This is a genomic window from Stenotrophomonas sp. GD03877, from assembly GCF_029840555.1.
In the GTDB taxonomy this organism is placed as follows: domain Bacteria; phylum Pseudomonadota; class Gammaproteobacteria; order Xanthomonadales; family Xanthomonadaceae; genus Stenotrophomonas; species Stenotrophomonas geniculata.
Genome location: NZ_JAOCCT010000055.1, coordinates 1 through 19,171 on the forward strand (window position 1 = coordinate 1; position 19,171 = coordinate 19,171).

Here is a 19,171-nt window from a genome sequence, read left to right on the forward strand (position 1 = left end):
GCGCATCCATGCGCCTCACGGTCCTGCCTGCCGCCTTGCTCCGGCTCCCGACAGTTTCCTGCGCACGCGGAACGAGGGAAATTCAAAGTCAAAAGAAGAAAGCAAAGTCAAAAGCTGTTGCCAACCAAGGTTGGCAGCTACCAAAGGCGAGGCACCGCGCATGTACGCACCGCGCTCGCAGAAATGTGTCCAGAGGCGGAGGGCATGGGCGTGCAGGACCGTTGGCGCCATGGATGGCGCCATCGAGCTTACAAGGACGTACTTGCGGCGTGTCCTGCACGCCCATGCCCTCCGCCTCTCCGACGTATCATGAAGGCGCTGCTTCTGCTTTGGCTCTGACTTCAAAAAGCGGGCCGGCGGGCCGCAGGCCCGCCAGCGAACACCTCACCCCGCCACGATGTACTGCTGCAGCTGATCCAGCTCGCGCCGCTGCGCATCGATCACCGATTTCACCAGGTCGCCGATGGAAATCACCCCCAGCACCTGCGCCCCCTCCACCACCGGCAGGTGGCGGATGCGGTAATCGGTCACCAGTTGCAGGCAGTGCTCTACCTGTTCGCCCGGCGAGACCGTCACCACCTTCGCCGTCATGATCTCGGCCACCGCCGTATCACGCGACGAACGATCACGCAGCACGATCTTGCGCGCGTAATCGCGCTCCGAAAGGATCCCGACCAGCCGCGGCCCGTCCATCACCAGCACCGCGCCAATGCCCTTTTCCGCCATCAACCGGATCGCATCGATCACCGCCGCATCCGGCGCGACCGCATGTACTTCAGGAGACTTGCCGTCCAACAGTTGCCGTACCGTGGTCATCTGCCTGCCCTCCGAGGGTGGGTTGCAGGGCCGAGTCTGCCACGGTGGATGCTAGCCACGCGTCAACCAGGTACAACGGGCGCTGCTTGGATTCCTCGTACAGCCGTCCCAGGTACTCACCGATCAGGCCCAGGGCGATCAACTGCACCCCGCCCAGGAACAGGATCACCGCCATCATCGTCGGCCAACCCGCCACCCGGTCACCGTACAGGGCCGCCTTGGCGATCACCCATACACCGAATACGAAAGCAACCGCCGCCGTGGCCAGGCCCATGTAGGTCGCCGCCCGCAGGGGAACGGTCGAGAACCCGGTGATTCCTTCCAGCGCGAAGTTCCACAGCCGCCAAAGGCTGAACTTGCTGGAGCCGGCCACGCGCGCGTGACGGTGGTAGGGCACGGCAATCCGCTTGAATCCGACCCAGCTGAAAAGACCCTTCATGAAGCGGTGGCGTTCACGCATCTCGCGCAGCGCGCTCAGCGCGCGCGGCGACAGCAGGCGGAAGTCACCGGTATCGGCAGGGATCGGCGTGCGTGACAGGCGACCGATCACCCGGTAGAACGCCGCCGCCGTGGCGCGCTTGATCCAGGCCTCGCCATCGCGGGCCATGCGCGTGCCATAGATATTGTCATGGCCTTCGCGCCAGCGCGCAACGAACTGCGGCACCAGTTCCGGCGGGTCCTGGCCATCGGCATCCAGGATCATCGCCGCGCCTTCGCGCACCAGATCCAGGCCGGCAGTCAGCGCGGCCTCCTTGCCGAAATTGCGCGACAGCTTCAACGCCGATACGCGCGCGTCGCCCTGCGCCAATCCTGCGATCACCTGCCAGGTCCCGTCGTGGCTGCCATCGTCCACATACAGGATGTGACCATCGATGTCGGGCATTCCGTCCAGCACGGCACACAGGCGGGGATGCAGGCACGGCAGCGCCTGCTCCTCGTTGTAGGCGGCGATGACGAAAGTAAGGCGTTCGCGATTCATGCCCGGATTGTACGTTGCCTGCAGGCGCATGGCCTGCCGCCTCGTTGGCATGTGCCCTCAATCTTCCAAGAGGTATGCCGCGCCGCCCAGCTGCCGTGCCTGGCGCTGGATCCATGCCGCGCGCCGCTGCACGTACGGCCCTGGCTTGGCCGCGTTGTAGCGTCGCGGTGCCGGCAACACCGCCGCCAGCCGCGCACTCTCGGCCGGACTCAACCGGGCCGCGTCCTTGCCCCAGAACGTCTGTGCCGCTGCCTGCGCGCCATATACGCCATCGCCGAACTCGGCGATGTTGGCGTACATCTCCAGGATGCGTTCCTTCGGCCACAGTGCTTCGATCAGCACCGTGTACCAGACTTCCAGGCCCTTGCGCACCCAGCTGCGGCCCTGCCAGAGGAACAGGTTCTTGGCGACCTGCTGGCTGATCGTGCTGGCCCCCCGCAGGCGCCCGCCCTTGGCGTTGTGGTCGCGGGCCTTCTCGATGGCCTGCAGGTCGAAGCCGTTGTGGTCGGGAAAGCGCTGGTCCTCTGCGGCCACCAGCGAGATCGGCAGGCTCGCTGCCATCTGGTCCAGGTCGCGCCACTGGTAGTGCAGGCGATAGGACCAGTCGGCCTCGCCCAAGGCCTCGCCATAGCGCCACAGCATGACCGTGGATACCGGCGGGTCGATGAACCGCAGCACCAGTACCTGCAGGCAGCTGAAAGCGGCCAGCAGCAGCGGCAGCCAGAGCAGCCGTTTCCAGCGCCAGCGCCTGCGGCGCGGGACTTCCGCGATGGCCTCCACCTTGTGCTGCTCTCCCCCTGCCCCCATTACTGGTGCATCCTTCTTCTATCTGGTTGTCGGCGCATTATCCGGCAACCGCCCTCGTTTACGCGCGATGTGAGCCGATGACCGCCAACCCCGATTCCCTGATCCGCTTCCTGCTTCCCGACGCTGGCGTCCGTGGCGTCCACGTGCGCCTGCAGGCCACCTGGCAGGAGATCCTGTCCCACGCCGAGTACCCGGATACCGCCGCCGAACTGCTCGGCGAGGCCTGCGTGGCCTCGGCGCTGTTCACCGGCCACACCAAGATCGATGGCCGCCTCTCGATCCAGCTGCGCAGCAGCACCGCCCTGCGCACCCTGTTCGCCGAGTGCACCGCCGCCGGCACCCTGCGCGGCATCGCCCAGCTCAGCGAGAGCGCCGATGCGCCGCGCGACCTGTCCCGCCTGGGTGATGACGCCCTGCTCGCGATCACCATCGAGAACCCGGGCCTGGACCCACGCGAGCCGCAGCGCTACCAGAGCCTGGTCGCGCTGACCGCGCCGGAGCTGGACGAGGCCTTCGAGGATTACTTCCGCCAGTCCGAACAGCTGCCGACCCGCCTGCTGCTGGCGGCCGACCGCAAAGGCGCCGCCGGCCTGCTGCTGCAGAAGCTGCCGGGCGACGAGGGTGACGAGGACGGCTGGGCGCGTGCCAGCGCCCTGTTCGAGACCCTGGGCAAGGCCGAGCTGCTGGCGACCCCGGCCGAGCAGCTGCTGCACCGCCTGTTCCACGAAGAGAAGCCGGAACTGATGGGCCACAAGCCGCTGTCCTTCGCCTGCTCCTGTTCCCGCGAGCGGGTCGCATCGATGCTGCAGTCGCTGGGCGAAGACGAGGCCCGTGCCGCGGCCGCGGACACCGGCGCCGTCGAGGTCCGTTGCGAATTCTGCGGGCGGGAGTATCACTTTCCTTTGACGGAGTTCGGCATACTGTTCCACGGTGCCGAGGGGACTGTACCGGCGCCTGAACGGCTTCAGTAAACGGCTTGTCTTGCATCTGGGGGGATCAAGGCTTGTTAAGAATTCATAAACACCCTAGGATCAAGTTCCCGTCTCTGCGGGAACTTCAGTTGTCCGTCCCTGTCTGAACTGGTCCGATGCGTACCTTCCTGCGTCTACCGCTGGCCCTGCTGATCGCCCTTGGCGCGATCACGGGCGTGCACGCGCAGAGCAAGGACACCCGGACCGTGCTGCCGGTGTGGAACAAGGGCAGCGGCAAGGTCGAGGCCCTGCTGTACCTGGAGCCCACGGGTGAACAGGCCGCCGGCGCCCGCTGGCACTTCGGCCGCAACTCGCTGGATGCGGCCTTCGGCCTGTCCTCCGGCGATTCACTGGGCCTGCTCTGCAACAGCAGCAGCGGGACCAGCATGAGCGGCCTGGCCAGTCACTGCATGCTGGCCAGCCTGGGTGACGACGACGACCTCAACAGCCGCCGCTTCACCGGCACCGCCGCGCTGAACCGCGGCAACAGCCGCCTCGGCATCACCGCGGGCACCGGCCGTGAAACGCTGCCGGCGTGGCTGTCAGGCCCGAACAAGACACCCTCGCTGCGCGCCGAGCAGAACGACCTGACCGTATTCGCGCAGAAGAACATCGGCCGCGAGGGTTTTGTCTCGATTGCCGGTACCTACGCCAAGGCCCGCCTGGTACCGCTGGCCGACGCCGCGCCGTCCATCGTCGACCGCTGGGACAGCAAGAGCCTGAGCATCGGCGCCGGCTACGGCAACTTCACCGGCAGCATCATCGGCCGCGTGATCGACGTACCGGGCAAGCCCGGCAAGTGGGAAGGCCTGGGCATCGGCCTGACCTGGCGTACCCCGTGGTCCGGCCAGCTTACCGTTGGCGCCGAGAACGTGATCAGCCGCGGCAAGAATCCGTTCTCCCCACGCAATGAAAGCAACGACGACGGCACCGTGCCGTACGTGCGTTACGAACAGGACCTGTAACTCCAGCTGCGGCGCAGCATACGGCCCCGCATGGTCGCCAGGCCCAACGGCTGCGAGTCGTTGGGTCAACGCGCTAAACGCCCGTCACACCAGGCATTGCGACTGCGGCACGAGGCCAGTCCAAGGCCTGCCTTCATCTATTTCACACAAGTCATTAACAGCCCTTTAATTATTGGAAAAGGGCAGTTAGTATCGGCTCAGCTTCACGTGTTTTGGTGGCGCCTTTCGCCTCCCGCGTGAAGCACTCAGCAGCACCACCAAGAATCCTTGGAGAGAGAGCCAATGAACAGCAAGACCAGCAAGCTGCGCGATGCAGTTGTCCTCGCGCTGATCGCAAGTGCCGGTACGGCGGCTACCGCCAGTGCCCAGGAAGGGAAGTCAGGGCAGGCGGGTACGACCCAGCTCGACCGTATTGAAGTAACCGGTTCGCGCATCAAGCGCACGGATGTTGAAGGCCCCAGCCCGGTCAGCGTGATTTCCCGCCAGGACATCGAAACCTCCGGCGAAATCTCGGTCGCGGACTTCCTCCGCAACAACATCTACAACTCGTTCGGTTCCACCCGTGAGTCGTCGGGCTCGGCAACCGGTTCCGCAGCCACCATCAGCCTGCGCGGCCTCGGCTCTGAGTACACGCTGGTCCTGCTGGACGGCCGTCGCATGACGTCCTCGCCGACCCTCGGTGGCGGTGCGCAGAACATCAACCTGATTCCGACGGCCGCCGTCGAGCGCATTGAAATCCTGCGCGAAGGCGCAGGTGCAGTGTACGGTTCGGATGCCATCGGCGGCGTGGTCAACGTGATCCTGCGTAAGGATTATGAAGGCCTGGGCTTCAGCGTAGGCTATGAAAATCCTGAAATCGGCCCGGCCGGTCGCACCGGCAGCCTGTCCGGTGGCATCAGCTCCGACCGTGGCAACCTGACGTTCGTGATCGACCATCAGGAACGCGAGTTGATGTACAACCGTGACATCAAGAAATACGTCACTGATGCAGGGCTGACCTGGGGCCTCAGCCCGTACAACTCGAGCGCGACCTTCTCCGGCGCCCGCACCGGCAGCGCCAGCGTCGCCAACTGCGACACCTTCGAGAACAGCGTCCGCATCAGCCCGACCCGCTGCGGCTTCGACCACGGCGCGACCTCGGCCAACGAAGCCTCGATGTCGCGTGACTCGCTGCTGCTGAACGGCAACTACCAGCTGACCGACAACACCTCCTTCTTCTTCCGTGCAATTGCGTCGGATACCAAGAGCGTCGGCGTTTATGCGTCGGCCCCGGTCGACAACGCCGGCGGCGGCCGTCCGCTGACCATCGCAGCCAACAATCCATTCAATCCGTTTGGCGAGGACGGCGTGCTGTCCTACCGGTTCACCCCGCTGGGTACGCGTGATGCCGTCCGTCGCGATACCTATCGCGATTTCAACTTCGGCCTGCGCGGTACGCTGGACCTGTTCGGCGGCGCCGACTGGGAAGTCGGTGTTGGCCATGGACGTGTCCGCCAGAGCTCGGTGAACTACAACTACGGCATCGGCAGCATCCTGCAGGACATGGTTGATTCGGGCGAGTACAACCCGTTCGATCCCACCCATCCGAGCGTGGCCGCTGCGGCTCCGAAGATCGCACACACCGTGTACGTGGAATCGGAACAGCGCACGGTCTCGGCCGACGGCAACATCTCCTTCGACCTGTTCCAGATGCCCGCCGGCGCCGTCAGCTTCGTGACCGGCTTCGAGTACCGCGATGACCGCCTGTCCATGGCCTACGACGCACAGAGCGCCGCAGGCAACGTGTTCGGCTCGGCAGGTGCAGGTACGGGTGGTGAGCGCTCCTACTACGCAGGCTACTTCGAAACCCTGATCCCGCTGTTCAGCAGCCTGACCGCCACTGTGGCCGGCCGCTATGACAGCTACAACGATCTGGGCAGCAAGTTCTCGCCGCGCGTATCGCTGGAGTTCCGTCCGATCGACTCGCTGCTGGTTCGTGGCTCCTGGGGCAAGGGCTTCCGTGCTCCGACCCTGGATGACATGTACGGCTCCAACTCCACGACCAACCTGAACAGCCCGGTGCTGAGTGCGATCGGCCACAACGGCGGCGACGAACTCGCATGCAAGGCCTTGTCCGCCGTCCGCGCTTCGACCGGCAATACCGGTTACCAGCCGTACCCGGTTGATCCCTGCAGCACCAGCAGCCAGTACCAGTGGCTGGTTTCCTCGAACCGCAATCTGAAGCCGGAGGAATCGAAGAACTGGAACGTCGGCTTCGTGTTCAGCCCGACCGAAGCACTGTCGATGGCAGTCGACTACTACGATGTGCAGATCGACAACGTGATCACTTCGGTGCCGCGTCCGCTGGCATGGCGCTACGGTGACGCAGGCCAGCCCGGCTATGGCGTTGATCGTGGTCCGGACATCACTGCACCGAATGGCGCAGTACTGCCGGGTATCCCGTTCCAGATCAAGCTGCCGATCGACAACGGTGCTTCGAAGAAGGTCCGTGGTATCGACGCCGAGTTGAACTTCCGCCAGAGCCTGGGCACCTACGGGGACCTGATGGCAAGGCTGAATTGGGCCCACCAGATCGAATTCACCGAAACCTCGATCATCAACGACAAGGTTGAACTGCTGGGCACCGGCGGCTATCCGAAGGATCGCGCGCAGTTCACCCTGGGCTGGAGCTACGGCGACGTCAGCATTGCGGCGATCACCAACTACATCGGCAAGAGCGGTTCGGAAGACACGCGCCTGCCGAGCTGGATCACCAATGATCTGCAGTTGACCTGGAATGCGCCGTGGAAGGGCAAGGTGACTCTGGGCGTCCGCAATGTCGGCAACAAGCTGCCGCCGTTCAACGATTCACTGAACTCCTTCCCGTACTACGACAACAGCCTGTACAACATCTGGGGCCGTACCCCGTACATGCGTTACGAACAGAACTTCTGATCCACGCCTGTCAGCAGTAGTGCAGCGACCCGCTTGTGCGGGTCGCTGCTTTTGGGCAGTCTTGCAGCTGCGTCAACTTCCCATGATGTGCATAACCTGTGCACCGGGCCCCGCCACAATGCATGACGGAAGCGCCGCAATGAGCGCAGATCCCCACTCCTTCCCGCAGGCAGCGCACTGGACCCAGCTCTGGCGCACCGGCGTGCTTCATTCGTGCAGTCACGGCATCGAAGGAAACTACGATGGCGAACTGCGTCTCTTCTGGGAGCGCAACGCCGCGGTTCTGCCACAAGGCGCGCGTGTGCTTGACGTTGGCACCGGCAACGGCGCCATCGCCCTCTTGATCCATCGGTTCCGCCCCGATCTTCAAGTGGTGGGCACCGACCTGGCCGATGTCGACCCCCGCTCGAATGTCGCCAATGGCAGAGAGCTTTTCTCCGGAATCACCTTCCTGCCTCGTACGCCGATGCACGCCATTCCGCTGGCAGACGGTAGTGTGGACCTTCTGGCATCGCAGTATGCATTCGAGTATGCAGCTCAGGGCCCAGCACTTCAGGAGTTTTCCCGGCTGATCGGGCCTGGAGGGCGAATCGCGTGGATCCTGCACAGCACGAACAGCGAAATCTCGCGCATCTCATCGCGCCAAGCCCAAGCCATCGCCGATGTACTGCGGAGCGACGGCATCTTTGATCGGGCTGAACAAGTGATCAAGGAACTGTACGCGGCCAAGGCCAGTGGCCCCTCCTTTCTTTCGGGGAGCAGAACTGCGGAGCAATCCCGCCTGGCTTTCAACGAGGCGGCAGGCGCGCTTGTCGACCGTGCCCTGGCGGAGCGGGATCTGCCGGTCCTGGGCCGGAGCGTCGGCATTCTGCAGGACGCGCTGGGCCCCGCAGCGCAGGATCCATCGACCGCCCTGCGGCGACTTCAGAGTGGTCGTGCCCTGCTTGCAGAGGAAGCCGCTCGCCTGCAGGAGCTCATGCGGGCGACCCGAAGCGAGGACGAGATGAAGCGCCTGGCGTACGCATTGGGTGCCCAAGGCATGAATTCAGGATTTGAACCTCTGATGTATCGCGGGGTAAACATGGGCTGGGCGTTGGAGGCAGTACGTGAATGAGGCCGCTGAGGCTCGCCGTTATCACCATGCAGCTCGGCTGGATGACGCCCTCCCGCACTACAGGCGAGCACTGCTGCTGGATCCGTCTGACGATGTTCTTCGCTACGACGCAGCCCTTTGCATGATGCAACTCGGCCACGCACAAGAAGCCGCAGTACTGTTCCAGCAGATCCATCCCGCGTCCACCGCCTGGCAACCGGCACGCGCCCCTCTTGCGATCTGCCTGCGTGACAGCCATCGTGCGGGAGAGGCGCTTGAACCCGCACGCCAGGCAATCACGACGGCAGAACCGCAAGCATGGCAATGGATGCTGCTTGGTGACCTCCAGCAACGCACGGGCCAACAAATGGCTGCTGTCGACAGCCTGCAACGCGCGCTCGCGCTCGATCCCACCCTTCTTGAGGCCCACCACCTGCTGGGTCTCGCCCTGCAGGAAACGGGCAGGTACGAGGAGGCGATCAAGAGCTATGAAGTTGTAGCCGCCCAACTTCCCATGGAGCTCATCAACATCGCTCAGTGCCTTCAGCACCTCGGCCGGTGGGAATCCGCACGTGACGTACTGGCGCAACTTCACACGCTGCAGCCCGCACGTATGGACGTAATGTGCTGGCTCGCGCATGTCCATGCACAGCTGTGCGAGTTCGATGCCACGGACCGGATCGTGGCGCGGCTCATTGCACAGTTGCGCGTGACCACGCCCACAGCCAACGACGTACCGCAACCATTCACCTTCGCGACGCTGCCATTGGGCAACGACCTGCACAGGCAGCTGCTGGATCATGCGGCCGCATCGATCCAGGCCGGCCGGCAACCGTTGCCACGGGCGGCTGCCCGTCGGCACGGCCGCCCAAGAATCGGCTACCTTTCCAGTGACCTGCACCACCACACCGTGGGCACCCTGTTGCACGGATTCTTCGCAGCGCATGATCGGAGCCGGTTCGAAGTGCATGTGTACGATTCCGGCCGGCAGCCGGCGTCCATCAACGGCGCAGAACACATCGAGCACGTTGGCGCGCTGAGCGACGCTGAGCTGGCAAAGCGACTGCACGAAGCGGATCTGGATATTCTCATCGATCTCAACGGCCCAACGTATGGAGGTCGGCCTGGAGCTCTGGCATATCGACCAGCGCGCATGCAACTGGGATGGCTGGGCTACCTCTCCGGACAACAATCGCCATGGCTTGATGGCATCATCCTCGACCACAGCCTGGCACCGGCAGACACCTCATGGCCGTTTTCCGACCGGGTACTTCGCCTGGCTGGCAGCGTGTTTCCAGCAGCAGAGCCCCACTCTCCTCCTGGACGAGACCGTGCGCGCTGGAAGCTACCCCATGCACCACCGGTAGCAGCCAGCTTCAATAGCAGCCATAAACTGAGCAGATCGCTGCTGGAGTGCTGGACGCAGATCCTGCGCGAGGTGCCTGATGCACTCTTGCTGGTCTGCCTGGCACCACAGGCACACCGCGGATTCCTGCAATCGTGGGACCTGCTCGGCGGAGACCGCGACCGGCTTCGCCTGCTGTCGCCGATGCCGGCCGAGCAATACCTGGAATGCATGGCGTCATGCGATCTGTTCCTTGATGCATTCAATTACCAGGCCGGTGCGACTGCGATTGATGCAGCATCGGCAGGGTTGCCACTGCTGACCTGCCCCGGAGAGCTACCGCTTTCGCGACTGGGGAGCAGTGTGAACAGGCAACTGGGAATGCCCGAACTGATCTGCAACGGACACCATGATTATGTGCAGCGCGCAGTGACACTGCTCCGTAACCCGGCTGCGCTTTCAGAACTCCGCCAGCGGGTCACCGTCCGCAACAAGGACAGTGCGTTGCATTCGGCAGCACGTGCGGCTACCGATCTTCAAGCGCTTTATCAAGACCTGCTGGGGGAGTGAACACCCATGGAAACACTGGACCATATCCCTGATGTGGAACTGGAGCGCGAGATCGCCATGTTGTTTCTAGCCGGCGAGAAAGACCGGGCGCTGCTTCGCCTGCAGGATGAGCAGCTTGCGCAAACCCATCCCAGGCTGGCATTCCAATTGGCGCTGCTTCTGATCGAAATTGGCGACTGGAAACACGCGAAGCAGCAGCTTGATCGGGTACTCAGCCTTGAGCCGCGCTTTCTGCCAGCCTTGCGACGTCGCGCAGCGCTGCTGGCCCATGATGACGACCTGACCGCCGCAGAGGAAGACTTCCAGCGCATCGTGAAGATCGCGCCAGATGAAACGTCGGCTGTCGCCAACATCGGTGTTGTCCTGTTGCGGCGTGGCAATCACGCGGCCGCATTGCCTTGGCTGCAACGAGCTGCAACGCAGTCGCCTGCTGACGCTCGCATCCAGCACAGCCTGGCCAACGCTCTCAGCGGAGCGGGTCAACATGCTCTGGCACTGGATCTGTTCCACCGGCTTGCACAGGGCTCTCCCGGAAACACCGATCTGGCCGCAGACTGGGCCATGGCCCTGCTGCGCGGCGGTGATGCGGCGTCGGCTCATGCACGTTTCCTGACCCTTCTTTCAGAACATCCCCACGACCAGCGCTGCTGGGCCGGGCGCTATCTGTCCGCATGCGCTCTGAAACTGCAGGATGCCCTCGGGTTGATGGACTACCCGCTCCTGCTGCGGCAGATCAGGACTGATCTGGACATCACAGCGTTGATCGATGCGGTGCTGCAGTTGCCGTCATTACGCTGGGAGCCTGCGGGCAAAACCACTCTTGGCGGCCTTCAAAGTGCGATGCTCGACCTGGCGCCAGCAAGCCCATTCCACGAATTCGGCCAGCAGGTGAGCAACGCACTCCACGATTATCTGCTGCAACTGCGCGGAAGCCTGCTCGGCGCCCCTCTCGACGCCTGGCGACTGAGCCTGCCTTCACGATGGACGCTGCAGGCCTGGGCAACGGTGCTGCATGGCGATGGAGGACATCAGGATCCACACCTGCATCCCGCCGGCCGCATCAGTGGGGTGCTTTACCTCGATGCCGGCAACTCTGCCAGGGGAGACGGGGATCTCGTGTTTGGGCATGCCCCGAGGGACATCGACACAGCGGGCGAACCGCACGCGCATCGTCATGTGGCCCGCAGCGGCGACATGCTTCTCTTCCCCTCCTGGTTCCTCCATCACACAACGCCGTACCACGGAACGCGACCGCGCATCAGTCTGGCATTCGACCTGCTGCCAGCGTCGCTGTGAACAAGTCCCTTTCATCCGCTGAGGCATTTCACATGGAACGTCGAATAGTTACGGAACGCCTCATTCTGCAGCCCCACTGCCGGGATGACCTCGATGACTGCACCAGCATGTGGTCAGACCCGGCGGTCCTGCGCATGATCCGCGACCACCCTTTCAGCCGGCACGAGACCTGGCTTCGCATACTGCGATATGCAGGCCATTGGGCAATGCTTGGATACGGCTACTGGACCATCCGCCATCGCAACGATGGAAGATTCTACGGAGAGCTCGGCTTCGCCCTTACCCTGCGTGACCTGCCTGGAGAGGCCGCTGGCCTGCCTGAATTCGGCTGCACGTTGTCGCGTCGTGGCTGGGGACGCGGCATCGCCCAGGAGGCCACTGCCGGCGTGCTGGAATGGATGGATCGCGTTGCTCGGATCGAAGCCACTTCAGCGATTACCGATCTCCGCAACCGATCGGCGCTGGCGTTGGCCAACGCCGTCGGCTATAGCATCGTCGAGGAAATGGATTTTGAAGGCAATCCATTCGCAGTGCTCACACGCACCTCCAGCCTCACGACGCTCACTTCATGATGTAGTTCCGGCAACAGACGCCGGATGACGGGCAACGTCAGGCGTCGTGGCGACGATTGGCGCCATCGTGCCGCGAATAGAAATAGACCAGCGCATTGCGCTCGCCGGCCGTCACCCGTGCCACCTCGTGCCGCAACTTGCAGGTCGTAAGCAGCACCGTGCCGTAGGTCGCCGCATAGGCATGGCGCGCACCGGCATCGTCGTGGACGACAAAATCACCGCCTGCGAAATCGTGCCCCAACTGGATGATCATCGAGTAGTCATAGTCCGGATTGCTGGCAGCATCCAGATGCAGGCCGATGAAGGAACCCGCCGTCATGCGGTTCATCTGTGCCCGACGGATATGGAAGGCATCCTGTGACTGGAACAGTTCTGCAATCGCGTTCCGGCACTCCTCCCGGTTGAGGATCCCCAGGATCTGGTCTGCGTGCGGGCGATTGACCACCTGCGGAACCTCGCCTTGCCGATCAACCATGATGCGACGCACGTAGATGTCGTGCGTGTCGCCTGCGTCGCCCTGCGTGACGGCCTCTTCAGGCAGCAACGACTGGAGCCTTTCAAGCTCTTTCAATGTCGAGGCGTCAAACACAACGCCCATCGGGATCAACGTACTGCCGGTCGTTTTCAACTCATCCGCGTAGCGGGAAAGTTGCGAGGCTTCCAATACCATACTCATGCAGCGTCCTCCTTTCGTTTGGGAAAGCAATCAATCAAGCCAGGGCAGAAAATTTCTCCAGGAATGCGCCGCGCTCATCGGGGTTCAGTACCGGTGCCCAGCCGATGCTGGCGCCACTGCTGGCATTGACAACCCGATTGCCAACCGCTGATCGCACGACGCAACCGCTGGCCGCGCCCTCATGCAAGTACACGCCCACCACTGTACGGTGAGGCGCCAAGCCAAGGTCGCGATCGTCCAGATGGACCAGTTCCGGAACATCGAGCATCGGCTGTTGGACCCAGTCGCCAGCTCCAGATGTGCTCAACCGGCGCGCCAACAGGGCAGCGGCGGCGCTACCGGAGGGAACGACATCCTGCCCGCCGTAGCCGTACTTTTTCTTGAACACGATGTTGCTGTCGGATTCGTTCAAAGCGGCTACATCGTCGACAGTGACGAAATGCGTGGGCACCACCCAGCGCTGTACTGCCCCCCATTCCATCGGCGTCAGTACCTGCCGGTAGCCCTCATCCCACAGCAATGCCAGCCATGCCTTGCTCATCAGCAGTTCGGCTTCAAGGCCATTGGAGAACCTCGCACCGCTGTCGAGGATGTCCAGGTACACATCGTGATCAGAAAGCACGTCGTCATAGGTAAAGCGACGATGGACCAGTGTCCTGCTCATATCCATGCCCGAGCGCCGCGCATGGCGCCAACTACGTTCATCATGCACCGAAATGTCCAGTCCAGGCAGAGAACGCCGCAACCACTGCTGGCTGAGATCGCCACTGGGATAACCCATTGCCGAGTGCGTGCTCCAGTCGAGCAGATGGAGGCTAAGGTAGCCCTCACGCACGATGCTTCGCGCGTACATGCTGGCAAGATTGTTTACCGGTACCGCCTGACTACCCTCTGCGTCCCAGCCAAGCACGTCGGCGAACGCTCGATAGTGTTCGAACAATTCGAAGCCACCCACCGCTGCGGAGAAATTGAGCTCGCATATCCGCATGCCATCGGCGCAAGGCAACAGATCGGCACGCATCACGCGATGTTGGCCGCTGCGAAGCTGCTCCCAGTCCACCAAGGGTGCCCATGCAGGGTCGACCCCCATTAGCTGAAGAAGGTCACTACGCGCATGCCGGCGCAATGCTTCGTCGACCACGCGCTGCAGGCCGGATGCAACCAGCTGCAAGCCGTCAACCAGTTGCTCGTAGTCGTTGCGATCAAACAACAACGGATGCGCGGAAAAGCGCATCCGAGGTGCGTTCAAGGCGATCCGGAAGGCCTCGAGGCGTCGCTGTATCTCTGCGTATGCCATGGTGCCGGGCAACGATTGGAAGGCCGGCAATGCCTGCTGATTGATTCCGTGGAACATCCCTGTCCTCGCCCGAGATCCGTGAAGGCATCCTGAACATTCAATCATCCAGCACTTGCTGTCAAGCGACGGGCAGCCGGCTATCGGCCGCAGGCTTTCAACTTCAACCGTTCGGAATCAGCGTCTCGATGAGATGCTCGACATAGGCTTCGAAATCCTCGCGCGCCTGCTTGGGCTGCTGCAGCTGCAGGGACAGCTGCAGGAAGCCGACATAGGCGGCGTAGGCCAGGCGTGCGCGATGGCGTGCATCGGTCGAGCTGAGCCCTGCCTGGCGGAACGAGGCGATCAGATAGTCGAGGCGGCGCTGCGACACGCGGTCGATCACCGGCCGCACCATCGGATGGTCCAATGCCTTCAGCAGCTCGCTGTAGATGATGTGCGGCTGCACTTCATGCGCCACCATCTGGAACAGCTGGCGCAGGCGCACGCGCGGGTCCGGTACGTCTTCCAGGCTGCCGAACACCTGTTCCTGTTCGAACAGTTCCCAGCGTTCCAGCGCGGCCTGCAACAAGGCGTCACGCGAGGGGAAATGCCAATAGAAACTGCCCTTGGTCACGCCGAGTCGCCGCGCCAGCGGTTCCACCGCAACGGCGCCTACGCCTTGTTCAGCAATCAGGTCGAGGGCCGCCTGGGCCCAGTCTTCGGCACTCAGGCGGCTGTTGCGGCCGGCGCGCGGTTCGCCGGCGGAAGCGTCAGGTTGATTCATGGACTGATTTAACCATACGCCGGGGTTCGTTGCAGTACGCCGTTGCGGGCGAAACCGTCAAAGGCCTCTCCTGCAGGCCTGTCGCACTGCACCATACGATACAGTATTGACTTCCCTCACAGGCGATCCATACTAGCAAGTATGGTTACGTCCCCTACTCCCGCTGCGTTCCATGACCTGCGCCTGGAGGCGGCCCATGGCGCCCGCCTCGCCGCCACTGCCAGCGACCACGGTCGTCGTGGCCGGGTGCTGTTCGCGCACGGCTTCGGCCAGACCCGTCATGCCTGGAATGCCACCGCGCGTGCCCTGTCTGCAGCCGGCCTGCAGACCCTGGCTTATGACGCACGCGGCCACGGCGATTCGGACTGGAATGCCGCCGACCTGCCCTACCACGGCGAACAGTTCGCCGATGACCTGATCGTGCTGGCCGGCGAGCAGCCGCGCCCGCCGGTGCTGGTCGCAGCCTCGATGGGCGGCCTGTTCGGCCTGCTGGCCGAATCGCGCTGGCCGGGCCTGTTCTCGGCGATGGTGCTGGTCGACATCACCCCGCGTTGGGATACCGCCGGTGTTGAACGCATCCTGGCCTTCATGACCGCCCATCCCGACGGCTTCGCCTCGCTCACCCAGGCCGCCGACGTGATCTCGGCCTACATGCCGCACCGCCCGCGCAAATCCGAGCAGTCGCTGCGTGCGCTGCTGCGCGAGGACGGCCATGGCCGCTGGCGCTGGCACTGGGATCCGCGCCTGGTGGCCGAACTGGCCCGCGACAGCGAACAGCACCAGGACGCACTGGCCGAGGCCGCGCGCCAGGTGAAGTGCCCGCTGCTGCTGGTCAGCGGCGGCCGCAGCGACCTGGTCACGCCGCAGACCGTGGCCGAATTCCTGGCGTTGGCGCCGCACGCGCGCCATGTACAGCTGCCGCAGGCCACGCACATGGTCGCCGGCGATGACAACGACGCCTTTACCGCTACTGTGTTGGACTATCTGGACGTGTTGCCCGCAGCAGACGCTGCGGCTTCGTCCGCCACAAACGAGCACGTCACCGGAGCACGCTCATGAGCATCGTTCTTCCCTTCCTCGCCCTGCTGCTGGCAGGCGCGTTCGTCGCCTACCACCGCATGCGGCTGGTTACCTGGACGCTGATCAGCGTGGCCCTGCTGGCCGCCTGCTGGTTCATTCCCTACGTCAACCAGACCGCCACGATCGTCGCGGCCGCTGTGCTGGCCGTCATCGCCGTGCCGCTGCTGCTGCCGTTCATCCGCAAGCCGCTGCTGACCGGCCCGATGATGAAGGTGTTCCGCAAGGTGCTGCCGCCGCTGTCGCAGACCGAGCGCATCGCGCTGGAAACCGGTTCGGTCGGTTTCGAGGGCGAACTGTTCACCGGTGATCCGGACTGGAACATCCTGCTCAACTATCCCAAGCCGCAGCTGACCGCCGAAGAGCAGGCCTTCCTCGATGGCCCGGTGGAAGAGCTGTGCACGATGGTCAACGACTGGGAAATCACCCACGTCCATGCCGACCTGCCGCCGGAACTGTGGGCCTTCATCAAGAAGAACAAGTTCTTCGGCATGATCATCCCGAAGGAATACGGCGGCCTGGGCTTCTCCGCACTGGCCCACCACAAGGTGATCCAGAAGCTGGCCTCGGTGTCTTCGGTGGTCAGCTCCACCGTCGGCGTGCCCAACTCGCTGGGCCCGGGTGAACTGCTGGTGCATTACGGCACCCAGGAACAGAAGGACCAGTACCTGCCGCGCCTGGCCGATGGTCGCGAGGTGCCCTGCTTCGGCCTGACCGGTCCGTTCGCCGGTTCCGACGCCACCTCCATTCCGGACTACGGCATCGTCTGCAAGGGCGAGTGGAACGGCGAGCAGGTGCTCGGCGTCAAGCTGACCTTCGACAAGCGCTACATCACCCTGGCCCCGGTCGCATCGCTGATCGGCCTGGCCTTCCGCATGTACGACCCGGATGGCCTGATCGGCGATACCCGCGACATCGGCATCACCCTGGGCCTGCTGCCGCGCGACACCGCCGGTGTTGAAATCGGCCGTCGCCACTTCCCGCTGAACTCGACCTTCCAGAACGGTCCGATCCGCGGCAAGGACGTGTTCATTCCGCTGACCCAGCTGATCGGTGGCGCAGCCATGGCCGGCAAGGGCTGGAACATGCTCAACGAGTGCCTGGCCGTGGGCCGCTCGATCACGCTGCCGTCCACCGCCAGTGGCGGTGCCAAGGCCGGTGCGGCCGTCACCGGCGCCTACGCACGCATCCGCAAGCAGTTCGGCCTGTCGGTCGGCCGCTTCGAGGGCGTGGAAGAAGCGCTGGCCCGCATCGGCGGCAAGGCCTACAAGATCAGCGCGCTGTCGCAGGCCACTGCGGCTGCGGTCGACCGTGGCGACGTGCCGTCGGTGCCGTCGGCGATCGCCAAGTACCACTGCACCAACATGAGCCGCGAAGTGATCTCGGACATGATGGACGTGATCGGCGGCAAGGGCATCATCCTGGGGCCGCGCAACTTCGCCGGTCGCAGCTGGCAGGCCGCACCGATCGCGATCACCGTGGAAGGCGCCAACATCATGACCCGCAGCCTGCTGATCTTCGGCCAGGGTGCGATCCTCTGCCATCCGTGGGTGCTGAAGGAAATGAAGGCCGCGCAGGATCCGGATACCCGCGCCGGCCTGCAGGACTTCGACCGCAGCCTGTTCGGCCACATCCGCTTCGGCCTCTCCAATGCCGTGCGTTCGTTCTGGTTCGGCCTGACCGGCGCGCGCTTCGGTGCCGCCCCGGGCGACGCCTATACCCGCCGCTACTTCCGCAAGCTGGACCGTTACTCGGCCAACCTGGCGCTGATGGCCGACATCTCGATGATGACCCTCGGCGGCAAGCTGAAGTTCAAGGAATCGCTGTCCGGCCGCCTGGGTGATGTGCTGAGCCACGTCTACATGACCAGCGCCATGCTCAAGCGCTACCACGACGAAGGCGCACCGCAGGCCGACCAGCCGCTGCTGGCCTGGGCCTTCCATGACAGCGTGCACAAGATCGAAGAGTCGCTGTCGGCGGCCCTGCGCAACTTCCCGATCCGTCCGATCGGCTGGCTGATGTGGGCGCTGATCTTCCCGCTGGGCCGTCGTGCCGAGGCCCCGGGCGACCGCCTGAGCCGTCGCGTCGCCGCCCTGCTGATGGCCCCTAACGAAGCCCGTGACCGCCTCGCCAGCGGCGTGTTCCTGACCCCGTGCGAGAACAACCCGGGCGGCCGCATCAACAGCTACCTGAGCAAGGCGATCATGGCCGAGCCGGTGGAGCGCAAGTTCCTCAAGGCGCTGAAGAGCAAGGGCATCGAAGCGCTGGACTTCAAGAGCCAGCTGGACGAGGCCGTGGCCGAAGGCGTGATCACCCAGGACGAGCGCAGCCTGCTGGAAGAACTGCGTACGCTGACCCTGGACACCATCACCGTGGACGACTTCGACACCCACGAACTGCGCGCGGCCAGCTACTACGACCGCCAGCACAAGGACCCGCATTCGCAGGCGGCCTGATCGCCCGCGACACGCGTTGCCTCGACGGCGGGCCTCGGCCCGCCGTCGTTCTATCCGCCGACCGGAAACCGCTCATGTCCACGCCCCTGCTTTCGCTCTACCACCGCCTGCAGCGCTGGCCCGCCGGCAACTGGCTGTTCTCGCGCGCGGTCTGCTTCAAGGCGCCCTACTTCGCCAGCATCGCGCCACGCATCACCCGCCTGGAACACGGCCGCTGCGAAGGCACACTGGCCGACCGGCGCAAGGTGCGCAACCACATCGGCACGGTGCACGCGATCGCGATGTGCAACCTGGCCGAACTGACCGCCGGGCTGATGGTCGATGCATCACTGCCGAAGGGAATGCGCTGGATTCCAAAGGGGATGCAGGTGCAGTACCTGGCCAAGGCGCGTGGCACGCTGCAGGCGGTGGCGCTGCCGGCGCAGCCGATCGTGGTCGCGGCCGAGGGCTATGCGCTGCCGGTGACGGTGAGCGTGCGCGACCGCGCGGGGACGGAGGTGTTCAGCGCTGTCATCGACATGTGGATGTCGCCGGCGAAGTAGTGTTCCCGCGAA

At 64.0% G+C, this 19,171-nt stretch carries 16 protein-coding genes; 10 read left to right on the forward strand and 6 right to left on the reverse strand.

Translation table 11 applies throughout. The annotated features are described in order from the left end of the window. Positions 1-384: 384 nt before the first annotated feature. Genes N5D20_RS23795 through mtgA form a run of 3 tightly spaced genes read right to left on the reverse strand, consistent with a single transcriptional unit; the run spans position 385 to position 2,602 of the window. On the reverse strand, positions 385-816 hold the full coding sequence (locus N5D20_RS23795; RefSeq protein ID WP_019336409.1) for a CBS domain-containing protein: 432 nt from the start codon (positions 814-816) through the stop codon (positions 385-387). Next, entirely contained in the window at positions 776-1,795 is a 1,020-nt protein-coding gene (locus tag N5D20_RS23800; RefSeq protein ID WP_049481925.1) for a glycosyltransferase family 2 protein, read from the reverse strand. Before N5D20_RS23800 ends, N5D20_RS23795 begins: the two co-directional genes overlap by 41 nt. 57 nt (positions 1,796-1,852) lie before the next feature. Then, a complete protein-coding gene (gene mtgA / locus N5D20_RS23805) occupies positions 1,853-2,602 on the reverse strand; it encodes a monofunctional biosynthetic peptidoglycan transglycosylase (RefSeq protein ID WP_159360471.1) in 750 nt (249 codons plus the stop codon). A gap of 77 nt (positions 2,603-2,679) precedes the next feature. Here mtgA and N5D20_RS23810 point away from each other — a divergent pair, with 77 nt between their 5' ends. From N5D20_RS23810 to N5D20_RS23840, 7 genes are all read left to right on the forward strand, one after another. Further along, positions 2,680-3,573 carry an Hsp33 family molecular chaperone HslO gene (locus N5D20_RS23810; RefSeq protein ID WP_197579787.1) on the forward strand — a complete coding sequence of 298 codons (894 nt, stop codon included), beginning with the start codon at positions 2,680-2,682 and terminating at the stop codon, positions 3,571-3,573. Between the two features lie 116 nt (positions 3,574-3,689). Further along, positions 3,690-4,538: a hypothetical protein gene (locus N5D20_RS23815; protein WP_010482736.1), complete on the forward strand. Its 849-nt coding sequence runs from the start codon at positions 3,690-3,692 to the stop codon at positions 4,536-4,538. A gap of 282 nt (positions 4,539-4,820) precedes the next feature. Next, positions 4,821-7,472: a TonB-dependent receptor gene (locus tag N5D20_RS23820; RefSeq protein WP_049481850.1), complete on the forward strand. Its 2,652-nt coding sequence runs from the start codon at positions 4,821-4,823 to the stop codon at positions 7,470-7,472. A 139-nt stretch (positions 7,473-7,611) separates the two neighbouring features. After that, entirely contained in the window at positions 7,612-8,586 is a 975-nt protein-coding gene (locus N5D20_RS23825) for a class I SAM-dependent methyltransferase (protein ID WP_159360473.1), read from the forward strand. Next, positions 8,579-10,480 (forward strand): glycosyltransferase family 41 protein, encoded by a 1,902-nt coding sequence (locus tag N5D20_RS23830; protein WP_197579789.1) that lies wholly within the window; start codon positions 8,579-8,581, stop codon positions 10,478-10,480. Before N5D20_RS23825 ends, N5D20_RS23830 begins: the two co-directional genes overlap by 8 nt. A 6-nt stretch (positions 10,481-10,486) precedes the next feature. Beyond that, positions 10,487-11,776 carry a putative 2OG-Fe(II) oxygenase gene (locus tag N5D20_RS23835; RefSeq protein ID WP_159360475.1) on the forward strand — a complete coding sequence of 430 codons (1,290 nt, stop codon included), beginning with the start codon at positions 10,487-10,489 and terminating at the stop codon, positions 11,774-11,776. A gap of 32 nt (positions 11,777-11,808) precedes the next feature. Then, entirely contained in the window at positions 11,809-12,348 is a 540-nt protein-coding gene (locus N5D20_RS23840; protein ID WP_053092030.1) for a GNAT family N-acetyltransferase, read from the forward strand. A gap of 37 nt (positions 12,349-12,385) precedes the next feature. Here N5D20_RS23840 and N5D20_RS23845 read toward each other — a convergent pair whose 3' ends face one another. The 3 genes from N5D20_RS23845 to N5D20_RS23855 form a co-directional block, all read right to left on the reverse strand. Continuing rightward, positions 12,386-13,024 (reverse strand): 2OG-Fe(II) oxygenase, encoded by a 639-nt coding sequence (locus tag N5D20_RS23845; RefSeq protein WP_049481843.1) that lies wholly within the window; start codon positions 13,022-13,024, stop codon positions 12,386-12,388. A gap of 34 nt (positions 13,025-13,058) precedes the next feature. Further along, positions 13,059-14,378: a hypothetical protein gene (locus N5D20_RS23850; RefSeq protein ID WP_057503482.1), complete on the reverse strand. Its 1,320-nt coding sequence runs from the start codon at positions 14,376-14,378 to the stop codon at positions 13,059-13,061. 103 nt (positions 14,379-14,481) lie between these two features. After that, positions 14,482-15,084 carry a TetR/AcrR family transcriptional regulator gene (locus tag N5D20_RS23855; RefSeq protein ID WP_006464233.1) on the reverse strand — a complete coding sequence of 201 codons (603 nt, stop codon included), beginning with the start codon at positions 15,082-15,084 and terminating at the stop codon, positions 14,482-14,484. Positions 15,085-15,225: 141 nt separating this feature from the next. Between N5D20_RS23855 and N5D20_RS23860 the strand changes: the two genes are divergently transcribed. The 3 genes from N5D20_RS23860 (at position 15,226) to N5D20_RS23870 (ending at position 19,159) form a co-directional block, all read left to right on the forward strand. Continuing rightward, on the forward strand, positions 15,226-16,143 hold the full coding sequence (locus tag N5D20_RS23860; RefSeq protein WP_043399152.1) for an alpha/beta hydrolase: 918 nt from the start codon (positions 15,226-15,228) through the stop codon (positions 16,141-16,143). Then, positions 16,140-18,617: an acyl-CoA dehydrogenase gene (locus tag N5D20_RS23865; RefSeq protein WP_197579791.1), complete on the forward strand. Its 2,478-nt coding sequence runs from the start codon at positions 16,140-16,142 to the stop codon at positions 18,615-18,617. Before N5D20_RS23860 ends, N5D20_RS23865 begins: the two co-directional genes overlap by 4 nt. Before the next feature lie 74 nt (positions 18,618-18,691). Then, positions 18,692-19,159: a hotdog fold domain-containing protein gene (locus N5D20_RS23870; RefSeq protein WP_164090359.1), complete on the forward strand. Its 468-nt coding sequence runs from the start codon at positions 18,692-18,694 to the stop codon at positions 19,157-19,159. The last annotated feature ends 12 nt before the right edge of the window (positions 19,160-19,171 follow it).